Here is a 21,634-nt window from a genome sequence, read left to right on the forward strand (position 1 = left end):
GCGGCCGGCAGCCCGGGCACGGTCGAAAAAACGGCCGCCGGACGCGAACGGGCCGTCAGCCGGCCCGATCACGCGCGCAGTTTGCCATACAATGCGCACCATCATGCACGACCGACGCCTCCATTTTCTCGTTCCGTTCGCGCTGCCGTCGGCGGCCGACGCGGCCTCGTCCCTGCACACGCTGGACAGCCCCGCGCTCCAAAAGTTGCTCGCCCGCGCGAGTCTCGTCGAGCGTGTGGCCGGCGAGGACTTCCAGCGCACGCTGCCGCACGAGCGCTGGCTGGCAAGCCGCTTCGGCGCCACGCAGGGCAACGCCGCGGACGAGGCGCCGCTCGCGCCCTACATGCTGTTGGCCGACGGCGGCGATCCCGGCACCCAGGCATGGGCGTGCGTCGAGCCCGTGCACGTCGAAATCGCGCACGATCACCTCGTGCTCGTCGATCCGGCCGCCCTCGCGCTCGACGACGGCGACGCGGCCGCGCTGCTCGCGGTCGCGCGGCCGCTGATCGAGGAGCTCGGCGTGCGGCTTGAAGCGCCGAACCCGGCGCGCTGGTACCTGTCGAGCGAACAGCTCGCGCGCCTTGCCGGCGCCGCGCCGCTGCGCGCCAGCGGCCGCAACATCGAGATCTGGCTGCCGCACGAGGCGCATACGGGCGAGCGCTCGCGGATGTGGATGAAGCTGCAGAACGAAGTACAGATGGCGTGGTTCCAGCATCCGGTCAACGAAGCCCGCGAGGCGCGTGGATTGCCGGCCGTCAATTCGGTCTGGTTCCATGCGCAGGGCACGCTGAAGCCGGTCGGCACACCCTTCGCGCGCGTGCTGTCCGCATCGCCGGCCGCGCTCGGCCTCGCACGCGCCGCACGAGCCGAAGCCGGCGGCCTGCCCGCGACGTTCGGCGCGCTGCCCGCCGCCGATGGCGCGACGCTCGTCGAGCTGCCGACGCTGACCACCCCGTTCATCGAGCAGGACTGGGCGCGCTGGCACGACGGCCTCGCCGCACTGGAGCGCGACTGGTTCGCGCCCGCGCTCGCCGCGCTGCAAAACGGCGAGCTGGCGAGCATCGACGTCACGCTGTGCGGCGACACGAGCTCCGTCACGCTGCGCGCCACACGCGCCGACCTGCGCAAGTTGTGGCGCCGCCGTGCGCTTGCCTCCCTGTTCGAATAACCCGCCCCCCGTATGACCCGCATCGTTACCCGCCCCGTCGCGCCCGCCGACGCCGAAGCGCTCGCGCGCCACGGCCTGCACCCCGTCCTCGCGCGCCTGTACGCGTCGCGCGGCGTGCAGTCGCCCGTCGATATCGAGACCGCGCTCGCGCGCCTCGTTCCGCCCACCGAGCTGAAAGGCTGTGCCGATGCGGCGGCGCTGCTCGCCGACGCGATCGCCGACAAGCGGCGCCTGCTGGTTGTCGCCGACTACGACTGCGACGGCGCGACCGCCTGCGCGGTCGCGGTGCGCGGCCTGCGGATGTTCGGCGCGCAGATCGACTACCTGGTGCCGAACCGCTTCGAATACGGCTACGGCCTCACGCCCGAGATCGTCGAGCTTGCGGCCGCGCGCAAGCCCGACCTGCTGATCACCGTGGACAACGGGATCGCGAGCGTCGCCGGCGTCGAAGCCGCGAACGCACGCGGCATCGACGTGCTCGTGACCGATCATCACCTGCCCGGCGACGCGCTGCCCGCCGCGCGCGCGATCGTCAACCCGAACCAGCCCGGCTGCGCGTTCCCGAGCAAGCACCTCGCCGGCGTCGGCGTGATGTTCTACGTGCTGCTCGCGCTGCGCGCCGAGCTGCGTCGCCGCGGCGCGTTCGCGAGCAAGGAAGCCGAACCGCGCCTCGACGGCCTGCTCGACCTCGTCGCGCTCGGCACCGTCGCCGACGTCGTGCGGCTCGACGGCAACAACCGCGTGCTCGTCGCGCAGGGGCTGCAGCGCATCCGCAACGGCCGCATGCAGCCGGGCATCGCCGCGCTGTTCCGCGCCGCCGCGCGCGAAGCGCGCACCGCGTCGGGCTTCGACCTCGGCTTCGGCCTCGGTCCGCGCCTGAACGCGGCCGGGCGGCTGTCCGACATGTCGCTCGGCATCGAATGCCTGATCACCGACGACATCGGCCGCGCGTGGGATCTCGCGCAGCAGCTCGACGTGATGAACCGCGAGCGCCGCGAAATCGAGGCCGGCATGCAGCAGCAGGCGCTCGCCGATCTCGCCGACGTCGATCCGGCCGACGCATGCACGATCACGCTGTTCAATCCCGAATGGCACCAGGGCGTGATCGGCATCGTCGCCGGCCGGCTCAAGGAAAAATTCCACCGCCCGTCGTTCACGTTCGCGCACGCCGACGACGACGGCAAGCGGGTCAAGGGCTCCGGCCGATCGATCGCCGGCTTCCATCTGCGCGATGCGCTCGACCTCGTGTCGAAACGCGAACCGGACCTGATCGTCGCGTTCGGCGGCCACGCGATGGCGGCCGGCCTCACGCTCGACACCGAAAACGTGCCGCGCTTCGCGGCCGCGTTCGAGGCCGTCGCGCGCGAATGGCTGTCCGACGATGCGCTGGCCCGCGTGATCGAGACCGACGGCGAACTCGAGGATGCGTACTTCACGCCGCAGTTCGTCGGCCTGCTCGACGAGGCCGTGTGGGGGCAAGGGTTTCCGGCCCCGCTTTTCTCGGGCGAATTCGACGTCGTGTCGCAGTCGCTCGTGAAGGAAAAGCACCTGAAGCTGCAGCTGGCGCGCGGCCGCCAGCGCTTCAACGCGATCTGGTTCAACCACACCGAGCCGCTGCCGGCGAGCGCGCTGGTCGCGTACCGGCTCGTCGCCGATACGTGGAACGGCGTGACGCGCGTCCAGCTGATCGTCGAACACGCGGCCGGCTGAGCGCCGGGCACCCGGCCGACCGGCCCGCGGCACTCGCGAGCCGCATGCGTGCCGCGCCGAACGGGGCCGCGGCGCGCATGCAAGCACACTCCGCGTCACCGGGAAACCCCACCGATCGGCTATAATTCCGCTTTTTTACGAAGCAAGAATAGCGAACGATCATGGAAGCGGAACGTCTCAACGCGATCGAAAGCTCCCTGCTCGACCTGCGCAACCGCGCGGGCGAGCTTCGGGGGTATCTTTGACTACGACGCCAAAGCTGCGCGTCTGACCGAAGTCAACAAGGAACTCGAAGACCCGAACGTCTGGAACGATTCGAAGAACGCCCAGGCGCTCGGTCGCGAGAAAAAGCTGCTCGAAGGCGTCGTCACGACGCTCACCGTGCTCGATAGCGACCTGCGCGACGCGCTCGACCTGTTCGAGCTGGCGCGCGAGGAAGGCGACGAAGACACCCTTCTCGCATCCGAAGAAGACGCCGCGAAGCTCGAGGCGCGCGTCGGCGACATCGAGTTCCGCCGGATGTTCTCGAACCCGGCCGATCCGAACAACTGCTTCATCGACATCCAGGCCGGCGCCGGCGGCACCGAGGCATGCGACTGGGCGTCGATGCTGCTGCGCCAGTACCTGCGCTACTGCGAACGCAAGGGCTTCAAGGCCGAGGTGCTCGAAGAGTCCGACGGCGACGTCGCCGGCATCAAGAACGCGACGGTCAAGGTCACGGGCGAATACGCGTACGGCTTCCTGCGCACCGAAACGGGCATCCACCGCCTCGTGCGCAAGTCGCCGTTCGACTCGTCGGGCGGCCGCCATACGTCGTTCTCGTCGGTGTTCGTCTATCCGGAAATCGACGACTCGATCGAAGTCGAGATCAACCCGGCCGACCTGCGCATCGACACGTACCGCGCATCCGGCGCGGGTGGCCAGCACATCAACAAGACCGACTCCGCGGTGCGGATCACGCACATGCCGACCGGCATCGTCGTGCAGTGCCAGAACGACCGCTCGCAGCACCGCAACCGCGCCGAAGCGATGGCGATGCTGAAGTCGCGCCTGTACGAAGTCGAAATGCGCAAGCGCCAGGCCGAGCAGGACAAGCTCGAATCGAGCAAGACCGATGTGGGCTGGGGCCACCAGATCCGCTCGTACGTGCTCGACCAGAGCCGCGTGAAGGACCTGCGCACGAACGTCGAAATGAGCAACACGCGGGCGGTGCTCGACGGCGATCTCGACGACTTCATCAGCGCGAGCCTCAAACAGGGCGTGTAAGCGCCGCGGCGCGGCCGGCCCGCGCCGCCCTTCCCGTTTGCGTTGCCGCACCCCACTCCGAATTCCGACCATCATGACCGAACCGACCCAAACGCAGCCCGCCGTCACGGCGGACGACAACCAGATCATCGCCGAGCGCCGCGAGAAGCTGCGCGCGTTGCGCGAGCAAGGCGTCGCCTATCCGAACGATTTCCGGCCCGAGCACCACGCAGCCGACCTGCAGGCCAGATTCGCCGATTCGGACAAGGCCGCGCTCGAAGCGAATCCGGTCGAGGTGTCGGTCGCCGGCCGCATGATGCTCAAGCGCGTGATGGGCAAGGCGAGCTTCGCGACGGTGCAGGACGGGTCGGGCCAGATCCAGTTCTTCGTGACGCCGAACGACGTCGGCGCCGACACCTACGACGCGTTCAAGAAGTGGGACCTCGGCGACATCGTCGCCGCGCGCGGCGTGCTGTTCCGCACCAACAAGGGCGAGCTGTCGGTCCAGTGCAAGGAACTGCGCCTGCTGTCGAAGGCGCTGCGTCCGCTGCCGGACAAGTTCCACGGTCTGTCCGACCAGGAAATGCGCTACCGCCAGCGCTACGTCGACCTGATCGTCACGCCGGAAACGCGCGACACGTTCCGCGCCCGCACGAAGACGATCGCGTCGATCCGCAAGTTCATGGACAACGCCGAGTTCATGGAAGTCGAGACGCCGATGCTGCACCCGATCCCGGGCGGCGCGGCCGCGAAGCCGTTCGTCACGCATCACAATGCGCTCGACATGCAGATGTTCCTGCGCATCGCGCCGGAGCTGTATCTGAAGCGCCTGATCGTCGGCGGCTTCGAGCGCGTGTTCGAGATCAACCGCAATTTCCGGAACGAAGGCGTGTCGCCGCGTCACAACCCGGAATTCACGATGATGGAGTTCTACGCCGCGTACACCGACTACCGCTGGCTGATGGACTTCACCGAGCAACTGATCCGCCAGGCGGCGATCGATTCGCTCGGCACCGCGACGATCCAGTACCAGGGCCGCGAGCTCGACCTCGCGAAGCCGTTCCATCGCCTGACGATCACGCAGGCGATCCAGAAGTACGCACCCGACTACACCGACGGCCAGCTGTCGGACGACGCGTTCCTGCGCACCGAACTGAAGCGCCTCGGCGTCGACGTGTCGCAACCGGCGTTCCTGAACGCAGGCATCGGCGCGCTGCAGCTCGCGCTGTTCGAGGAAACCGCGGAATCGCAACTGTGGGAGCCGACCTACATCATCGACTACCCGGTCGAGGTGTCGCCGCTCGCACGCGCATCGGATACGGTGCCGGGCATCACCGAGCGTTTCGAGCTGTTCATGACCGGCCGCGAGATCGCGAACGGCTTCTCGGAGCTGAACGATCCGGAAGACCAGGCCGCGCGCTTCAAGAAGCAGGTCGAGCAGAAGGATGCGGGCGACGAGGAAGCGATGTTCTTCGACGCCGACTACATCCGCGCGCTCGAATACGGGATGCCGCCGACCGGCGGTTGCGGGATCGGCATCGACCGTCTGGTGATGCTGCTGACCGACAGCCCGACGATCCGCGACGTGCTGCTGTTCCCGCACCTGCGCCGCGAAGACTGACGGCCGCCCCCGCGTGTGCGCCGCCTCCCGTGGCGCGCACGCGTCGGCTTTGTAACGACGCGTAAATCCCGCCAGCCGGCGTCCGCCGGCCTACGATCCTCCCCCCTTTTATTCCCTCGCGGCGACGCGCTTCTCCGGGTTTTCCCGGAAACGTCCGCCCATGCCCCGCTGCAATTCGTTACACCTTGATACGGCGCACCGCCCGGCCGTGGACGACACTCCTGTTGCATCACCACGCATGACCACGGGACCAGAACGAGGCGCCGGAACGCCGAGTCTGCTCGCTCCCGAGCGTGGGATCCTGCTGCGGCGCCGTGCGCCGATCCGGATCGACCTTGGAGAACAAAATGGACAACCAGAATCAGACCACGCCGCAAAAGCAACGCCTCCACCCGCTGATCGCCACCGCGGCCGGCGCCGTCATCGTCGCCAGCCTCGCGGCGACGGCAGCGATCACGGGCGTCTTCCCGAAAGCCACCAGCAGCAACGAGCAGAACGGCCAGACCCAGGCCGCGCTGATCGCGTCGCAGCCGGCCGTCGATACGGCCGCGGCCGCCAGCGCCGCGCTGGCCGCGCAAGCGCAGCGGCAGGCAGCGGAACAGGCGGCCGCGCAGCAGAAGGCGGCCGTCGCGCAGGCCGAGCCGAAGCCGGCACCGCGCCCGGCTGCGCCGCACCGCCGTCACACAACCGCCCCGCAGCCGCCGCAATACGCGCAGCAGCCGTCGGCGCCTGCGCAGACCTACTGCCAGAGCTGCGGCACGGTCGTCTCGATCACGCAGACGCGCACGCCGGGCCAGAGCTCGGGGATCGGCGCCGTGGGCGGCGCGGCGGCCGGCGGCCTGCTCGGCAACCAGTTCGGCAACGGCAACGGCCGCACCGCGATGACGATCATCGGCGCGCTGGGCGGCGGGCTCGCCGGCAACCAGGTCGAGAAGCAGGTTCGCGCGGAAACCGACTATCAGGTGCAAGTGCAGATGGAAAGCGGCGCGACGCGCACGTTCACGTACCGCAACCCGCCGCCGTTCGGCCAGGGCCAGCGTGTGCGGATCGAGAACGGCACGCTGGTCGGCGCTTAACGCCGATGGTGTAATCACCGGCGTCCGCTGCCTGCGTGTCGTGCGCGGGCAGTTCGCTCAAAACGAAAACGGCTCGCGAGCAAAGCGCTCGCGAGCCGTTTTTCATTGGCGCGGCGTGCATCGTTGCCATGCACGCCCCAGCCGGTCAGTCCTCGTCGTCGAAATCCGATTCGTCGATCCAGTGTGCCTGGATCGCCTCGAGGATCTTCTCGCCGGAGTGCGCCGGATCGTCATTGAAGCCGTCGAGTTCGAGCACCCACTGGCGCAGGTCGACGAAGTTGATCCGCTGCGGGTCGATGTCCGGGTGCTTGTCCGCCAGCGCAATGGCTATTTCACGCGAATCGGTCCATTTCATCGCCTGCCTCCGGTTCCTGTCAGTGATTTTCCTTCGCGTGGTTGATCGAGTACTTCGGGATCTCGACCACCAGGTCCGAATCTTCCTTCACGATCGCCTGGCACGACAGGCGCGACGTCGGCTCGAGGCCCCACGCCTTGTCCAGCAGATCGTCCTCGTCCTCGTCGGACGGCGCCAGATCGTTGAAGCCTTCGCGGATCACCACGTGGCACGTCGTGCATGCGCACGACTTCTCGCATGCATGCTCGATCTCGATCCCGTGATCGAGCAGGTTGTCGCAGATACTCTTGCCGGGCGTCGCGTCGATCACCGCGCCGTCCGGGCACAGTTCGACGTGAGGCAGCACCACCAGTTGAGGCATGTTCGTTCCGTCAGTCAGGGTGCGGCGCCACGCGCCGCACGTTCATCATCGCGCGGGCCGTTGCCGGCCGATGCGCGGTTCGTAGGTTCAGATCTCGTCGAGCCGGCGGCCCGACAGCGCGCGCTTGATGCTCTTGTCCATCCGGCGCGCCGCGAATTCGTCGGTCCCGTCGGCCAGCGCCTTGGTCGCCGCTTCGATCGCATGCGTATCGTCGCCCTGCGCGACCGTGCGCAGCGCCGCGGCCAGCGCGTCGACCTGCGCGCGCTCGTCGGCCTCGAGCAGTTCGCCATCGGCCGCCAGCGCGGCCTGCGTCGCCTCGAGCATCCGCTCGGCCTCGACCTGCGCTTCGCGCAGCGCACGGGCGCGCATGTCGATTTCGGCGGTCTTGAAGCTGTCTTCCAGCATCTTCGCGATGTCGTCGTCGGCGAGGCCGTACGACGGCTTCACGACGACCGACGCCTCGACGCCCGACAACTGCTCGCGTGCAAACACCGACAGCAGGCCGTCCGCGTCGACCTGATAGGTCACGCGAATACGCGCGGCGCCCGCCGTCATCGGCGGAATGCCGCGCAGCTCGAAGCGCGCGAGCGACCGGCAGTCGGCGACGAGCTCACGCTCGCCCTGCACGACGTGGATCGCCATCGCGGTCTGGCCGTCCTTGAAGGTCGTGAATTCCTGCGCGCGCGCGATCGGAATCGTCGAGTTGCGCGGAATGATCTTCTCGACGAGGCCGCCCATCGTCTCGACACCGAGCGACAACGGAATCACGTCGAGCAGCAGCCAGTCGTCGCCGGTGCCGCGATTGCCCGCGAGCAGATCGGCCTGGATCGCCGCGCCAAGTGCGACGACCTGGTCCGGATCGAGGTTCACGAGCGGCGGCTGGCCGAAATATCTGGCGACCGCGTCGCGGATCACCGGCATGCGCGTCGCGCCACCGACGAGCACGACGCCCTTGATGTCGGCCGGCGTGACCTGCGCATCGCGCAGCGCCTTGCGGGTCGGCGTGAGCGTGCGCTGCACGAGCGGCTCGACGAGCGACGCGAACGTGTCGTGCGAAATCGTCTGAACGAGATGCGCGCCGCTCGACAACGTCACGTCGAGCGCGGCTTCGGGTGCCGACGACAGCGCTTCCTTCAGCACGCGCACGCGGTCGAGCAGCAGGCGGACGTCCTCGGGCGCGAGCGTCTTCGCGTCGATACCGGCCTGCGCGAGCACGTGACCGAACAGCGCGTGGTCGAAATCGTCGCCGCCGAGCGCGGAATCGCCGCCCGCGGCCAGCACCTCGAACACGCCCTTCGTCAGCTTCAGGATCGACAGGTCGAACGTGCCGCCGCCAAGGTCGTATACCGCGTAAAGGCCTTCGGCCGCATTGTCGAGACCGTAGGCGATCGCCGCGGCGGTCGGTTCATTCAGCAGGCGCAGCACGTTGAGGCCGGCGAGGCGCGCGGCATCCTTGGTCGCCTGGCGCTGTGCATCGTCGAAATACGCGGGCACCGTGATCACCGCGCCGACCAGCTCGTCGCCGAGCGTGTCTTCCGCGCGATAACGCAGCGTCGCGAGAATCTCGGCCGACACTTCGACCGGGCTCTTCACGCCGTCGATCGTGCGGATCTGCACCATGCCCGGCGCGTCGACGAATTCGTACGGCGCGTTCGCCGCGCCTTCGACCTCGGCCTTGCCGCGACCCATGAAGCGCTTGACCGACACGATCGTGTTACGCGGATCGGTCGCGGCCTGCTCCTTCGCTTCGTAGCCGATGCGGCGGCCGCCCTTCTCGAGGTAACGGACCACCGACGGCAGCAGCACGCGGCCCGCTTCGTCCGGCAGGACTTCGGGCACGCTGTTGCGCACGGCGGCGACGAGCGAGTTCGTCGTGCCGAGATCGATCCCGACGGCGAGTCGCCGCTGGTGCGGCGCCGGCGCCATGCCCGGTTCGGAAATTTGCAGTAAAGCCATCTTGGTTCGTTCGGGCGCTCGGCCCGTTTGCTGCGCGTGCCGCAAGGCACGCGGTTAAGTTTCGAGGCGCTCGATCTGCGCGCCCACTTCCGACGCGACCCGTTCGATGAACATCAGCTGACGCACGGCTTCCGCGGCGGCCTGGTCCGCACCGCTGTCGAGCAGCGTGCCGAGGCGCTCGACGCGCACGCGCTTCTCGTCGCGCAACTCGGCGAGGAGCGCATCGAGCGCGTCGACGTTGCGGGCGGCCGCGGCATCCTCGATGCCCTCGCGCCATTCCATCTGCTGCATCAGGAAGGCGGGCTCCATCGCCGTGTTGTTTTCCGCGCCGATGTCGACGCCGCGCAGCGACAGCAGATAGGACGCGCGCTTCAGCGGATCGCGCAGCGTGCGGTACGCCTCGTTCGCGCGGGTGGCCCATTGCATCGCGATGCGCTTTTGCGCATCGCCGGCCGCCGCGAAGCGGTCCGGGTGCACCTGCGTCTGCACCGTCCGATAGGCGGCGTCGAGCGCCGTCTCGTCGAGCGCGAATTGCGCCGGCAGGTGAAACAGGTCGAAATGGCTGTCTTTCAGCGAAACCATCGTCGCGTTCAATTCCGGTTCGTCGCGCGGCAAACGCCGCACATTAAAAAGGCGGCCCGTGCCGCCTGTTGCCCGCATCGCGCGGAGGGAGCCGCGTCACACGCGGAACGATTCCCCGCACCCGCACTCGTCCTTCACGTTCGGGTTGTTGAACTTGAACCCCTCGTTCAGGCCTTCGCGGGCGAAGTCGAGCTCGGTGCCGTCGATATAGGCGAGGCTCTTCGGATCGACGACGACCTTCACGCCATGGCTCTCGAACACCTGATCCTCGGGGGCCAGCTCGTCGACATACTCGAGCTTGTATGCGAGCCCCGAGCACCCGGTCGTGCGAACGCCAAGCCGCAGGCCCACACCCTTGCCGCGACGGACGAGGTATTTCTGCACGTGCTGTGCTGCTTTTTCGGTCAGTGTAATTGCCATGATGTCCTTGCCGCGGCGCGCCGCCGGGGCCCGCCGCGTTTCCTTCCCTAGCCGCTCGATGCCGTTCAGGCTGCTGCCTGATCGCTTTCCTTGGTGTCGTGGCGCTTCTTGTAGTCGGCCACGGCTGCCTTGATCGCGTCTTCCGCGAGGATCGAGCAGTGAATCTTCACCGGCGGCAGCGCGAGTTCCTCGGCGATCTGCGTGTTCTTGATCGACAGTGCCTCGTCGAGCGTCTTGCCCTTCACCCATTCGGTGACGAGCGAGCTCGATGCGATCGCCGAACCGCAACCGTAGGTCTTGAACTTCGCGTCTTCGATCACGCCGTCCGCGCCGACACGAATCTGCAGCTTCATCACGTCGCCGCATGCCGGCGCGCCGACCATGCCCGTGCCGACCGTGTCGTCGTCCTTCGCGAACGAACCGACGTTGCGCGGGTTTTCGTAGTGATCCAGAACCTTGTTGCTGTAAGACATGACTCAGACTCCTTGACTCGTTACGTCTGCGTGCGTCAATCCGCCCGCGGTTGCATTCAATGCGGTATCAGTGTGCGGCCCATTCGATCGTCGACAGATCGATGCCTTCCTGGTGCATTTCCCAGAGCGGCGACAGCTCGCGCAGCTTCGCGATCTTGCTGTTCAGCAGATCGACCACGAAGTCGACTTCCTGCTCCGTCGTGAAGCGGCCCACCGTGAAGCGGATCGAGCTGTGCGCGAGCTCGTCGTTGCGGCCGAGCGCACGCAGCACGTACGACGGCTCCAGCGACGCCGACGTGCACGCGGACCCCGACGACACCGCGACGTCCTTGATCGCCATGATCAGCGACTCGCCTTCGACGAAGTTGAAGCTGATGTTCAGGTTGTGCGGGACACGGCGATCCATGTCGCCGTTCACGTAGGTTTCCTCGATCTGCGACAGGCCGCGCAGCAGCTTGTCGCGCAGCATGCGGATGCGCTCGTTCTCCGTCGCCATTTCCTCGCGCGCGATGCGGAACGCTTCGCCCATGCCGACGATCTGGTGCGTCGCCAGCGTGCCCGACCGCATCCCGCGCTCGTGACCGCCGCCGTGCATCTGCGCTTCGATACGCACGCGCGGCTTGCGACGCACGTACAGCGCGCCGATGCCCTTCGGGCCGTAGGTCTTGTGCGCCGAGAACGACATCAGGTCGACCTTCAGCTTCGCGAGGTCGATCGCGACCTTGCCGGTCGACTGCGCGGCATCGACGTGGAACACGATGCCCTTCTCGCGGCAGATTTCACCGATCGTCTCGATGTCCTGGATCACGCCGATCTCGTTGTTCACGTGCATCACCGACACGAGAATCGTGTCCGGGCGCAGCGCGGCCTTGAACACGTCGAGGTCGATCAGGCCGTCGTCCTTCACGTCGAGATAGGTGACTTCGAAACCGTCGCGCTCGAGCTCGCGGCACGTGTCGAGCACGGCCTTGTGCTCGGTCTTCACCGTGATGATGTGCTTGCCCTTGCCCTTGTAGAAGTTCGCGGCGCCCTTGATCGCGAGGTTGTCCGACTCGGTGGCGCCCGACGTCCAGATGATCTCGCGCGGATCGGCGTTCACGAGCGCGGCCACCTGCTCGCGCGCCTCCTCGACCGCGCGCTCCGCGTCCCAGCCGTAGGCATGGCTGCGCGACGCCGGGTTGCCGAACTGCTCGCGCAGGTACGGCACCATCTTGTCGACCACGCGCGGATCGACGGGCGTCGTCGCGCTGTAATCCATGTAGATGGGCAGGTGGAGAGTCTCTTGGGTCATCTGTCGCTCCGGGTATTCTATGCAGGGACTATGTGCGTTATGGGGTATGGCGGGCGCCTTCGCGCTCACGAACTCGCGATGTTGAACACCGAATTGGGGCCGAGCGGCATCGTGCGCACGGGCTCGGCCGGTGCGGCGACGGGCTCCGGCGCGCGCCGGTCGCGCAGCACCGCAGGGGCGCCCTCGCGTGCGCGCTGCTGATCGACGAGATCCTGCAGCGACACCGAATCGAGGTATTCGACCATCTTCTGGTTCAGCGTCGACCACAGCTCGTGCGTCATGCAATGGCCGTCGGGCTGCTTCGAGCCGTCGCACGTGCCTTTGCCGCCGCACTGCGTGGCGTCGAGCGGTTCATCGACCGCGATGATGATGTCGGCAACGGTGACGTCCTGCGCGCGACGCGCGAGGTTGTAGCCGCCGCCCGGGCCGCGCACGGATTCGACGATTTCATGCCTGCGCAGCTTGCCGAACAGCTGTTCGAGATACGAGAGCGAAATCCGCTGGCGCTGGCTGATGCCTGCAAGCGTCACCGGGCCCTGCTCCTGGCGCAGTGCCAAGTCAATCATCGCCGTGACGGCGAAACGGCCTTTGGTGGTGAGTCTCATGGTGTCTAGGGGACTGCAATCTTGACGATTTTGGTCAAGTATAAATATTTGACGTTTTTAGTCAAGTATCCATGCCTTTGAAAGGGTATTCGCAGACCGCTGAATAGCGCGCGGTCAGTGCGCGGTGCGCGCGCGGAGCGTCTCCAGCAGGCCCGCGCATGCGCGCTCGATTTGATCGAGCACCTGCTCGAAGCCCTGCGCGCCGCCGAAATACGGGTCGGCCACTTCGGTTTCGGTCGCGCCCGGCGCGAATTCCATCAGCAGGCGCACCTTGTCGCGATGCTGCGGTGGACAGCGGCGGCGCAGCTCGGCGAGATTCGCTTCGTCCATCGCGAGCAGCAGGTCGAAACGCTCGAAATCTGCCGCGCTCACCTGCCGCGCGCGCAGCACCGACAGATCGTAGCCGCGGCTGCGGGCCGCCGCCTGCGCACGCGTATCCGGCGGTTCGCCCACGTGCCAGTCGCCGGTGCCGGCCGAATCGATCGCGATCCGGTCGGCCAGGGCGGCCGCATCGACCTGGTGGCGCATCACGCCCTCCGCGGTGGGCGAACGGCAGATGTTGCCGAGACAGACGAAACAGATCGCAACGCGCGTCATCGCACTATCGGAAAGCCGCGGCGAACCGCGTGGGAGAAGAACGCGCCATTATACAAAGGCGGCCGACATCGCGCCGCCGCGCGAAGCGACGGCGCCATGCATTACAGCGCCTTCGGCGCAGCGAGCGCCATGTCGCCGGATGCCGCCGGCAGCGGCTGGGCGGCGTCGCCGACCAGCCCGAACGACACCGCGCGCGCCAGTTCGGCGGACGCCTGGTGAACCGCGAGCGGGCCGCGCGACGGCGCATCGGCCATCGCATGCAGATAGGCAACCGCTGCCAGCGGAACCACGATTGCCAGCGGCCAGTACATCGATATTGTCTTTTTCATGATGCGGACCTCGTTGACCTCGTACCCCGAAACCCGATTCCGGGGACTACAGACGAGATTCTATAGACCGCATCTATCAAGATAAATATGCAAATAGCGAACGCACTGTTGCCGCTCGCTGAACAGTGTCAGCCGAGGTGACTTTGCGACGCCGCGTACAACTCGCGGAACGTGCGCCCGGTCGGTGTCGGCATGTCGCGCGTATCCATCCAGCCGCCCATCATCGGCAGGCGCCGCAGCATGCCGCCGTCGCCGCCCAGCCGTTCGAGCACGCGCACCGCGAGTTTGGTCGCCAGCGCATACAGCATCGGGCGCCGGGCGAAGAACCCCCACGCGGCGAGCGCCGCGCGTTCGCGCCACGGCCGCAGGCGGCGCTCGACCTGCTTCTCGCGCAACGTGCGCAACAGGTGCGACAACGGAATCCCGGCCGGGCACACGCTGTCGCATTCGCCGCACAGCGTCGCCGCCTGCGGCAGGTCGAGCGTGCGCTCGAGCCCGACGTAGCTCGGCGTCAGCACCGATCCCATCGGCCCCGGATAGACCCAGCCGTACGCATGACCGCCGACCTTCTGGTACACCGGGCAATGGTTCATGCACGCGCCGCAGCGGATGCAGCGCAGCATCTCCTGGAATTCGCCGCCGATCAGGCCCGTGCGGCCGCCGTCGACGAGCACCACGTAGTTGTGCTCGGGGCCGTCCTCGTCGCCGGGCCCGCGCGGCCCGGTCAGCAGCGAGAAATAGTTCGACGTCTTCTGCCCGGTCGCGGAACGCGGCAGCAGCCGCATCGCGGTCGCGAGATCCTCGAGGGTCGGCAGCACCTTCTCGATGCCCGTCACCGCGACATGCACGCGCGGCATCACCGTGCACATGCCCTCGTTCCCTTCGTTCGTCACGATCGCGACCGAACCCGTTTCGGCGATCACGAAGTTGCCGCCCGTCACGCCCATGTCGGCCGACATGAAATGCGGGCGCAGCACCTCGCGCGCCTCACGCGTCATGTCCGGGATCTCGGTGAGCCGCTCGCGCCCATGCGTGCGCGCGAACAGGTCGGCGATCTCGTCCTTGTCCTTGTGCACGACGGGCGCAATGATGTGGCTCGGCGGCTCGTTGTCGTTGATCTGCAGGATGTATTCGCCGAGGTCCGTCTCGATCGACTGCACGCCCATCTCGGCGAGCACCGCGTTCAGGCGCATTTCCTCGGACACCATCGACTTGGTCTTGATGACCTTCCTCACGTCGTGCCGGCGCGCGATGTCGGCCACGAGCCGCGCGGCGTCCGCGGTCGTTTCGGCGAACAGCACCGTCGTGCCGCGCCGCGTCGCCTCGCGCTCGAACGCCTCGAGCCACACGTCGAGATTCTCGAGCGCGCGATTGCGGCGCGCCTTCAGCGCGGCGCGCGTGGCCGGAAAGTCGATCATGGTCATCGCGTCGGCGCGCGCGGACACGAACTTCGTCGACAGCTTCTTCAGGTTCTGCTGCAGGCGCTGGTCGGCCAGCTTCTGGCCGGCGCGCGCCTTGAAATGCATCGATTGGACTTGCATCGCGGTATCGGGGAAAAGTGAGCGGAACCGGGCGTCAGACGTCGCCCGCCAGCACCTGCGCGACGTGCAGCACGCGCGTGTCGCGGTCGCCGGTGCGGCGCAACCGCCCTTCGATGTTCAGCATGCAGCCGAGATCGCCGAGCACCACCGTGGCCGCGCCCGACGCGCGCACGTTCGCGCATTTTTCATCCGCGATGGCCGCCGAGATGTCGCCGTACTTCACCGAGAACGTGCCGCCGAAGCCGCAACAGTGCTCGCAGTCCTTCATCTCGGTGACGGCCACGCCGCGCTGCGCGAGCAGCGCGCGCGGCTGCGCCTTCACGCCGAGCTCGCGCAGCCCCGAGCACGAATCGTGATAGGTGACCGGCCCGGCGAATTCGCCCGGCGCCAGCGACACCTTCGCGACGTTCGCGAGGAAATCGGTCAGTTCGTAAACTTTCTGCTGGAACCGCGTGTAGCGCCCCATCAGCTCGGGATCGTCGCGGAACAGATCGGCGTAGTGCGCGCGGATCATCCCGCCACACGAACCGGACGGGGCGACGACGTAATCGAACGGCTCGAACTCGCGCAGCGTCTTTTCCGCGAGGTCGCGCGCGAGCGCGCGGTCGCCCGAGTTGTAGGCCGGCTGGCCGCAGCAGGTCTGCGCGGGCGGCACGACCACCTCGTAGCCGGCGTCGCGAATCAGCTTGAGCGCCGAAAAGCCGATTTCGGGGCGCATCAGGTCGACCAGGCAGGTCACGAACAAACCGACTCGCATACGTGCTCCTTCGAGAAAACGGCTCTCATTATCCGACGTTTGTCCGGCAAGACCAACGCCGGGCCCCGCGCAAGCCCGCGATGCGCGAAACGAGGACTTCCTCGAACGGCGTTCGCTTTTTTCACGATACGAGATACAATCGATCCAACACCGCTTGCCGCGTCAACCGATTCCTCCCCCGACATGAGCCAACCCACCCCGGATTCAAAAACGTCGATCCAGGTGATCGAACGCATGATGCGGTTGCTGGACGCGCTCGCCGCGCACAGTGACCCCGTCAGCCTGAAGGAACTTGCGCAGCGCACGGAGCTGCACCCGTCGACCGCGCACCGCATCCTCAACGACATGGTGACCTGCCGCCTCGTCGACCGCTCCGATCCCGGCACCTACCGCCTCGGCATGCGGCTGCTCGAGCTCGGCAATCTCGTGAAGGCGCGCCTGTCGGTGCGCGACGCGGCGCTGATGCCGATGCGCGAGCTGCACCGCCTCACCGGGCAGACCGTGAACCTGTCGGTGCGCCAGGGCGACGAGATCGTCTACATCGAGCGCGCGTACTCCGAGCGCTCGGGGATGCAGGTCGTGCGTGCGATCGGCGGCCGCGCGCCGCTGCACCTCACGTCGGTCGGCAAGCTGTTCCTCGCGGCCGACGAAACGTCGCGCGTGCGTGCGTATGCGACGCGCACGGGGCTGTCCGGCCATACGCAGAACAGCATCACCGATATCGCGAAGCTCGAGCGTGAGCTGACGATCGTCCGCCAGCAATCGTGCGCGCGCGACAACGAAGAGCTCGAACTCGGCGTGCGCTGCATCGCGGCCGGCATCTACGACGATTCGGGCAAGCTCGTCGCGGGCCTGTCGCTGTCGGCGCCGGCCGACCGGCTGCAGGACGCGTGGCTCGGCCAGTTGAGCCGGACGGCGCTCACCATCTCCGAATCGCTCGGCTACCGGCCGGCGCCCGCGAAGGACGTGGACGGGCTGCAGCGGCAGGCGTAAGCCGCGCCGTCGACCAGGTTCGGCGGCGGTTCCGAGAGACAAAAAAAGCCCCGCGATTGCGGGGCTTTTCGTTGCGGCGACCGGTACGGTACGGCGGCAAACCACCGCACGCGATCAGGTACCGCCGCTCGGCGTGTTGGCCGCCGTCAGGCGCTCGCCGCCGCCGGCGTCGAGCCAGTTGCGCAGGCGCGAGGCATCGGCGAAACGCGAGTACTTGCCGAACGAATCGAGCAGCACCATCACCATCGGCCGGCCGTGAATCGTCGCCTGCATCACGAGGCATTCGCCCGCTTCGTTGATGAAGCCCGTCTTCTGCAGGCCGATGTCCCACGAACCGTTGCCGCGGATCAGCGCGTTGGTGCTGTTGTAGACGAGATTGCGCTTGCCCGTGTACACCTCGTAGGTACGATCGGTCGAGAACTGGCGGATCATCGGGTACTGGTACGCCGCATTGACCATCTTCACGAGATCGCGCGCGCTCGACACGTTCGAGCTCGACAGGCCGGTCGAATTCTCGAAATGCGTATCGGTCATGCCGAGCGACTTCGCCTTCGCGTTCATCGCCGCGATGAACGCCGGACGGCCGCCCGGGTAGTAGCGCGACAGCGCGGCGGCCGCGCGGTTTTCCGACGCCATCAGCGCGATGTGCAGCATGTCCTCGCGCGACAGCACCGAGCCGACCGACAGGCGCGAGCCCGTGCCCTTCTCGTAGTCGCGGTCTTCGTCGGTGACTTCGAGCTGATCGGTCATCGGCGACTTCGAGTCGAGCACGACCATCGCCGTCATCAGCTTCGAGATCGACGCGATCGGCACGACCGCGTGTGAATTCTTGTCGAACAGCGGCTCGCCGGAATTCTGGTCGACGACGTACGCGACGCTCGAGCGCAGCGCGAGCGCGTCGGGCGTGTCGTGCAGGCCGAACGCCTGGCCGACCGTCGGACGGCGCGGCTGGAACGCGACCTTGCGCACCGCGCCGCGATGGCCGCCATGCAGGTTGTTCGCCGCGAGCGTCACGCGCTTTCGCGACGCCTTCGCGCGCGGCGCATCGGCGTCGGCGACCTTGGCGGATTTGTCGGAGGTCGCCCTGGCCGACTTCTTCTTCGCTGACGAAGCAGGAGCGACGGCCTTTTTCTTGGCGGCTTGGGTCTTCGCAGTGGCGGCGAAGGCGTCAGCAGGCGTGACGGACGCGGTGGTCGCCAGCAACGCGACTGCGACCGACACAGCGGTGCCGAGCGTCATGCTCTGCAACAATCTGCGCGGTGAAAACGATTCGGCTTTCATTGGGGTCTGGACAAAGCGGGCGGGAGGTTTCCGCAAGTGTAGTTAAAGCTGAAAAAAAGAGCAATATTAGGCACTTACCGATCGTCTTTAAACCGGAATGTAAGAGTCGGCCAACCTCTGGCCAATCGACCCTTCCGCTCCCATCGAAAAAATCGATGGGATGCACTGCCCGACAGCGCCCGTCTCCCGATTACCACGCGGTTAATTGAGATAACGTCACTTCGGAGGCAATTTAAAGCGGGGAAAGTACGTATCCGGTGCTCGGCGTGCCCAGGGCGCCGGTCTCGACCGTGACGGCGGCACGTCGCCACGGCACGCGCATCGAAACGGCGCGTTTTTCGACAGGAGCAGAAGGATAACGTTCCATGGGCCTGTCAGGTTTACCTGTGCGTGATCATGGTGCGGCGCGTTTGCCCCGCCGCCGTGCGCACCATGTGGGAACACGTATGAAACCGATTCCGAACGGGCGCGATAACTCGTTGTTTTATCGATAATTTGTCGCGATTGTGCAACGCACAAAAAATGCTTGACATCCGTGCCCTCTGCCCTAAAATAGGCCTCATTGCTGCGTTGCACAAAGCACGCGGCGCCGAAGTTCCCCAGCGTAGTGCCCTTTATCCTGCGATCGACGCGATCGCTTTTCAGGAGCCTGACATGTCCTTGCTGACCCCCGAGCAAATCGCCGCCGCCCAAAAAGCCAACCTCGAAAGCCTGTTCGGTCTGACGACCAAGGCGTTCGAAGGCGTCGAAAAGCTGATCGAACTCAACCTGCAAGTCGTGAAGTCGACGCTGGCCGAAGGCCAGGAAAACGCGCAGCGTCTGCTGTCGGTGAAGGACGCGCAGGAACTGATCGCGCTGCAAGCGAGCCTGTCGCAGCCGGTCGCGGAAAAGGTGCTGTCGTACGGCCGTCACCTGTACGAAATCGCCTCGTCGACGCAAGCCGAGTTCGCGAAGGTCGCCGAAGCGCAATTCGACGAGCAGAACAAGAAGGTCCAGGCACTCGTCGACAACGTCGCGAAGAACGCCCCGGCCGGTTCGGAAACGGCTGTCGCCGCCCTGAAGTCGGCACTGAACGCTGCGAACACCACGTACGAAACGGTTCAGAAGGCCACGAAGCAAGCGGTGGAAATCGCTGAAACGAACTTCAACGCCGCTGCTGCCGTCGCAACGAAGGCCGCAACCGCCGCTGCCGCACGTCGTTCGAGCAAGCCGGCCGCGTAAGCGTCCCCTGCTCCTGAAAGAGCCGCGCCCAGCGCGGCTTTTTCGTTTCTGGCGCGGCAGCGTGCGCGGGCGGCAACGGCCCGCCGCCTTCGAGCGCTGTCGCGCGCCAGGCAAAACAAAACGCCGCCGCCCGGTTTGCCCGGGCGGCGGCGTTGTTTCGAGGCCGGCGCGCAGCCGGCCGTGCCGGTCGCGTTACTTCTTGCGTTGCGGCGGCAGGTCCGTACAGACGCCTTCATACAGCTCGGCGGCCATGCCGACCGATTCGCCGAGCGTCGGGTGCGGGTGGATCGTCTTGCCGATGTCTTCCGCGTCCGCGCCCATTTCGACCGCGAGACACACTTCGCTGATCAGGTCGCCCGCGTTCAGGCCGACGATCGCACCGCCGATCACGCGATGGGTTTCCTCGTCGAAGATCAGCTTCGTGAAGCCTTCGTCGCGGCCGTTCGCGATCGCGCGGCCCGAAGCGGCCCACGGGAACACGGCCTTGCCGTACTTGATGCCTTCGGCCTTGCATTGATCCTCGGTCTTGCCGGCCCACGCCACTTCCGGATCGGTGTAGGCCACCGACGGGATCTGCAGTGCGTCGAAGTACGCCTTTTCGCCGTGCGCGGCTTCCGCGGCGACGTGGCCCTCATGCACGGCCTTGTGCGCGAGCATCGGCTGGCCGACGATATCGCCGATCGCGAAGATGTGCGGCACGTTCGTGCGCATCTGCTTGTCGACGTCGATGAAGCCGCGATCCGTGACCGCGACGCCCGCCTTGTCGGCACCGATCTTCTTGCCGTTCGGGCTGCGGCCCACCGCGACGAGCACGAGGTCGTAGCGCTGCGCTTCCGCCGGCGCCTTCTCGCCCTCGAACTTCACGTAGATGCCGTCTTCCTTCGCTTCCGCGCCGACCGTCTTGGTCTTCAGCATCACGTTGCCGAAGCGCTTCGCGTTGTACTTTTCCCAGACCTTCACGAGATCGCGGTCGGCGCCCATCATCAGGCCGTCCATCATTTCGACGACGTCGATCTCGGCGCCGAGCGTCGAGTAGACCGTCGCCATTTCGAGGCCGATGATGCCGCCGCCGATCACGAGCATGCGCTCGGGCAGTTGGCGCAGTTCGAGCGCGCCCGTCGAATCGACGACGCGCGGGTCTTCCGGCATGAACGGCAGCTTCACGGCCTGCGAGCCCGCGGCGATGATCGCCTGCTTGAACTTGACGACCTTCTTGCCGCTTTCGCCCTGCACTTCCATGTGGAACGGATCGACGAACGCGCCGACGCCGGTGACCACTTCGACCTTGCGCGCCTTCGCCATGCCGGCGAGGCCGGTCGTCAGTTTCTTGACGACGCCGCCCTTGAAGTCGCGCAGCTTGTCGAGATCGACCTGCGGCTTGCCGAACGTGATGCCGTGCGACGCGAGCGCCGCGGCTTCCTCGACGACGAGCGACGTATGCAGCAGCGCCTTCGACGGGATGCAGCCGACGTTCAGGCACACGCCGCCGAGCGTCGAATAGCGCTCGACGAGTACGGTCTTCATGCCGAGGTCGGCGGCGCGGAACGCGGCCGAGTAGCCGCCGGGGCCGGCGCCGAGCACGAGCATGTCGCACTCGATGTCGGCGGCGCCGCTGTAGCTGCCGGCTTGCGGCGCGGGCGCGGCTGCGGCCGGAGCCGGAGCGGCGGCTGCGGGCTTCGGCGCTTCGGGCGTTTTCGCGGGAGCGGGCGCGGCTGCGCCTGCCGACGCTTCGACGATGGCGATGACGGTGCCTTGCGAGACTTTCTCGCCGGCTTTGACCTTGACTTCCTTGACGGTGCCGGCGACGTCGCTGGGCACTTCCATGGAGGCTTTATCGGATTCGAGCGTGATGAGCGTCTGCTCTTTTTCGATCACGTCGCCGGGTTTGACGTTGACTTCGATGACATCGACGCCGCTGAAATCGCCGATATCCGGAACCTTGACTTCGATGAGACTCATGACTGTCCCCTTCTTGATTGACTGCAGACAGAGGGGGAGGAACCCGCGAGAGAACCGACTACGGCTACGGCCTGACAAAAACAGCGAACCTGG

The 21,634-nt window shown here is 66.8% G+C and carries 21 protein-coding genes; 7 read left to right on the forward strand and 14 right to left on the reverse strand.

Going from position 1 to position 21,634, the window contains the following annotated elements; translation table 11 throughout:
* Positions 1-91 precede the first annotated feature (91 nt).
* The 5 genes from CFB81_RS10870 to CFB81_RS10890 all read left to right on the forward strand — a co-directional run bounded on the left by CFB81_RS10870 (position 92) and on the right by CFB81_RS10890 (position 6,820).
* Positions 92-1,168, forward strand: a complete 1,077-nt coding sequence (locus tag CFB81_RS10870) for a regulator (protein WP_179235940.1) — start codon at positions 92-94, stop codon at positions 1,166-1,168.
* Positions 1,169-1,180: 12 nt separating this feature from the next.
* Positions 1,181-2,878, forward strand: coding sequence for a single-stranded-DNA-specific exonuclease RecJ (recJ, locus tag CFB81_RS10875; protein ID WP_089435263.1), 1,698 nt, complete (start codon positions 1,181-1,183; stop codon positions 2,876-2,878).
* 161 nt (positions 2,879-3,039) lie between these two features.
* A protein-coding gene (prfB, locus tag CFB81_RS10880) for a peptide chain release factor 2 (protein ID WP_124504323.1) occupies positions 3,040-4,144 on the forward strand; the annotation gives its coding sequence in 2 pieces (ribosomal slippage) (positions 3,040-3,120 and positions 3,122-4,144; 1,104 coding nt in all).
* Between the two features lie 73 nt (positions 4,145-4,217).
* A complete protein-coding gene (gene lysS / locus CFB81_RS10885; RefSeq protein ID WP_089435264.1) occupies positions 4,218-5,744 on the forward strand; it encodes a lysine--tRNA ligase in 1,527 nt (508 codons plus the stop codon).
* Between the two features lie 347 nt (positions 5,745-6,091).
* Positions 6,092-6,820 carry a glycine zipper 2TM domain-containing protein gene (locus CFB81_RS10890; protein ID WP_089435265.1) on the forward strand — a complete coding sequence of 243 codons (729 nt, stop codon included), beginning with the start codon at positions 6,092-6,094 and terminating at the stop codon, positions 6,818-6,820.
* A gap of 145 nt (positions 6,821-6,965) precedes the next feature.
* On the opposite strand, the gene iscX is transcribed toward CFB81_RS10890, so the two are convergent.
* The 12 genes from iscX to CFB81_RS10950 form a co-directional block, all read right to left on the reverse strand.
* Positions 6,966-7,175 carry a Fe-S cluster assembly protein IscX gene (gene iscX, locus CFB81_RS10895; RefSeq protein ID WP_069621826.1) on the reverse strand — a complete coding sequence of 70 codons (210 nt, stop codon included), beginning with the start codon at positions 7,173-7,175 and terminating at the stop codon, positions 6,966-6,968.
* A gap of 19 nt (positions 7,176-7,194) precedes the next feature.
* Positions 7,195-7,536, reverse strand: coding sequence for an ISC system 2Fe-2S type ferredoxin (gene fdx / locus CFB81_RS10900; RefSeq protein WP_089435266.1), 342 nt, complete (start codon positions 7,534-7,536; stop codon positions 7,195-7,197).
* Positions 7,537-7,623: 87 nt separating this feature from the next.
* Positions 7,624-9,492, reverse strand: coding sequence for a Fe-S protein assembly chaperone HscA (gene hscA / locus CFB81_RS10905; protein ID WP_069621824.1), 1,869 nt, complete (start codon positions 9,490-9,492; stop codon positions 7,624-7,626).
* Positions 9,493-9,546: 54 nt separating this feature from the next.
* On the reverse strand, positions 9,547-10,074 hold the full coding sequence (gene hscB, locus CFB81_RS10910) for a Fe-S protein assembly co-chaperone HscB (protein ID WP_006491598.1): 528 nt from the start codon (positions 10,072-10,074) through the stop codon (positions 9,547-9,549).
* 96 nt (positions 10,075-10,170) lie between these two features.
* Complete coding sequence (iscA, locus tag CFB81_RS10915) at positions 10,171-10,494, reverse strand: iron-sulfur cluster assembly protein IscA (RefSeq protein WP_011885413.1); 324 nt, start codon at positions 10,492-10,494, stop codon at positions 10,171-10,173.
* A 65-nt stretch (positions 10,495-10,559) separates the two neighbouring features.
* Positions 10,560-10,967, reverse strand: coding sequence for a Fe-S cluster assembly scaffold IscU (gene iscU, locus CFB81_RS10920; RefSeq protein ID WP_006478389.1), 408 nt, complete (start codon positions 10,965-10,967; stop codon positions 10,560-10,562).
* Positions 10,968-11,034: 67 nt separating this feature from the next.
* Positions 11,035-12,258 (reverse strand): IscS subfamily cysteine desulfurase, encoded by a 1,224-nt coding sequence (locus tag CFB81_RS10925; protein ID WP_069621823.1) that lies wholly within the window; start codon positions 12,256-12,258, stop codon positions 11,035-11,037.
* A gap of 65 nt (positions 12,259-12,323) precedes the next feature.
* Entirely contained in the window at positions 12,324-12,863 is a 540-nt protein-coding gene (gene iscR, locus CFB81_RS10930; protein ID WP_006401955.1) for a Fe-S cluster assembly transcriptional regulator IscR, read from the reverse strand.
* A gap of 114 nt (positions 12,864-12,977) precedes the next feature.
* Positions 12,978-13,460 carry a low molecular weight protein-tyrosine-phosphatase gene (locus CFB81_RS10935; protein WP_089435267.1) on the reverse strand — a complete coding sequence of 161 codons (483 nt, stop codon included), beginning with the start codon at positions 13,458-13,460 and terminating at the stop codon, positions 12,978-12,980.
* 101 nt (positions 13,461-13,561) lie between these two features.
* Positions 13,562-13,789 (reverse strand): hypothetical protein, encoded by a 228-nt coding sequence (locus tag CFB81_RS10940; protein WP_050013005.1) that lies wholly within the window; start codon positions 13,787-13,789, stop codon positions 13,562-13,564.
* A gap of 128 nt (positions 13,790-13,917) precedes the next feature.
* Positions 13,918-15,330, reverse strand: a complete 1,413-nt coding sequence (locus CFB81_RS10945; protein ID WP_089435268.1) for a lactate utilization protein B — start codon at positions 15,328-15,330, stop codon at positions 13,918-13,920.
* Between the two features lie 34 nt (positions 15,331-15,364).
* Entirely contained in the window at positions 15,365-16,087 is a 723-nt protein-coding gene (locus CFB81_RS10950; RefSeq protein ID WP_089435269.1) for a (Fe-S)-binding protein, read from the reverse strand.
* A 183-nt stretch (positions 16,088-16,270) separates the two neighbouring features.
* On the opposite strand from CFB81_RS10950, the gene CFB81_RS10960 reads away from it, so the two are divergent.
* Complete coding sequence (locus tag CFB81_RS10960) at positions 16,271-17,080, forward strand: IclR family transcriptional regulator (protein WP_050013008.1); 810 nt, start codon at positions 16,271-16,273, stop codon at positions 17,078-17,080.
* A 114-nt stretch (positions 17,081-17,194) separates the two neighbouring features.
* Here CFB81_RS10960 and pbpG read toward each other — a convergent pair whose 3' ends face one another.
* Positions 17,195-18,361, reverse strand: a complete 1,167-nt coding sequence (pbpG, locus tag CFB81_RS10965; protein WP_050013009.1) for a D-alanyl-D-alanine endopeptidase — start codon at positions 18,359-18,361, stop codon at positions 17,195-17,197.
* 654 nt (positions 18,362-19,015) lie between these two features.
* Between pbpG and CFB81_RS10970 the strand changes: the two genes are divergently transcribed.
* The gene (locus CFB81_RS10970) at positions 19,016-19,582 is read left to right on the forward strand and encodes a phasin family protein (protein ID WP_034188948.1); all 567 of its coding nucleotides are present in this window, start codon (positions 19,016-19,018) and stop codon (positions 19,580-19,582) included.
* A gap of 192 nt (positions 19,583-19,774) precedes the next feature.
* On the opposite strand, the gene lpdA is transcribed toward CFB81_RS10970, so the two are convergent.
* Positions 19,775-21,541 (reverse strand): dihydrolipoyl dehydrogenase, encoded by a 1,767-nt coding sequence (gene lpdA / locus CFB81_RS10975; protein WP_089435271.1) that lies wholly within the window; start codon positions 21,539-21,541, stop codon positions 19,775-19,777.
* Positions 21,542-21,634: the final 93 nt, after the last annotated feature.

The sequence above is a fragment of the Burkholderia sp. AU28863 genome, assembly GCF_002223195.1.
Lineage (GTDB): Bacteria > Pseudomonadota > Gammaproteobacteria > Burkholderiales > Burkholderiaceae > Burkholderia > Burkholderia sola.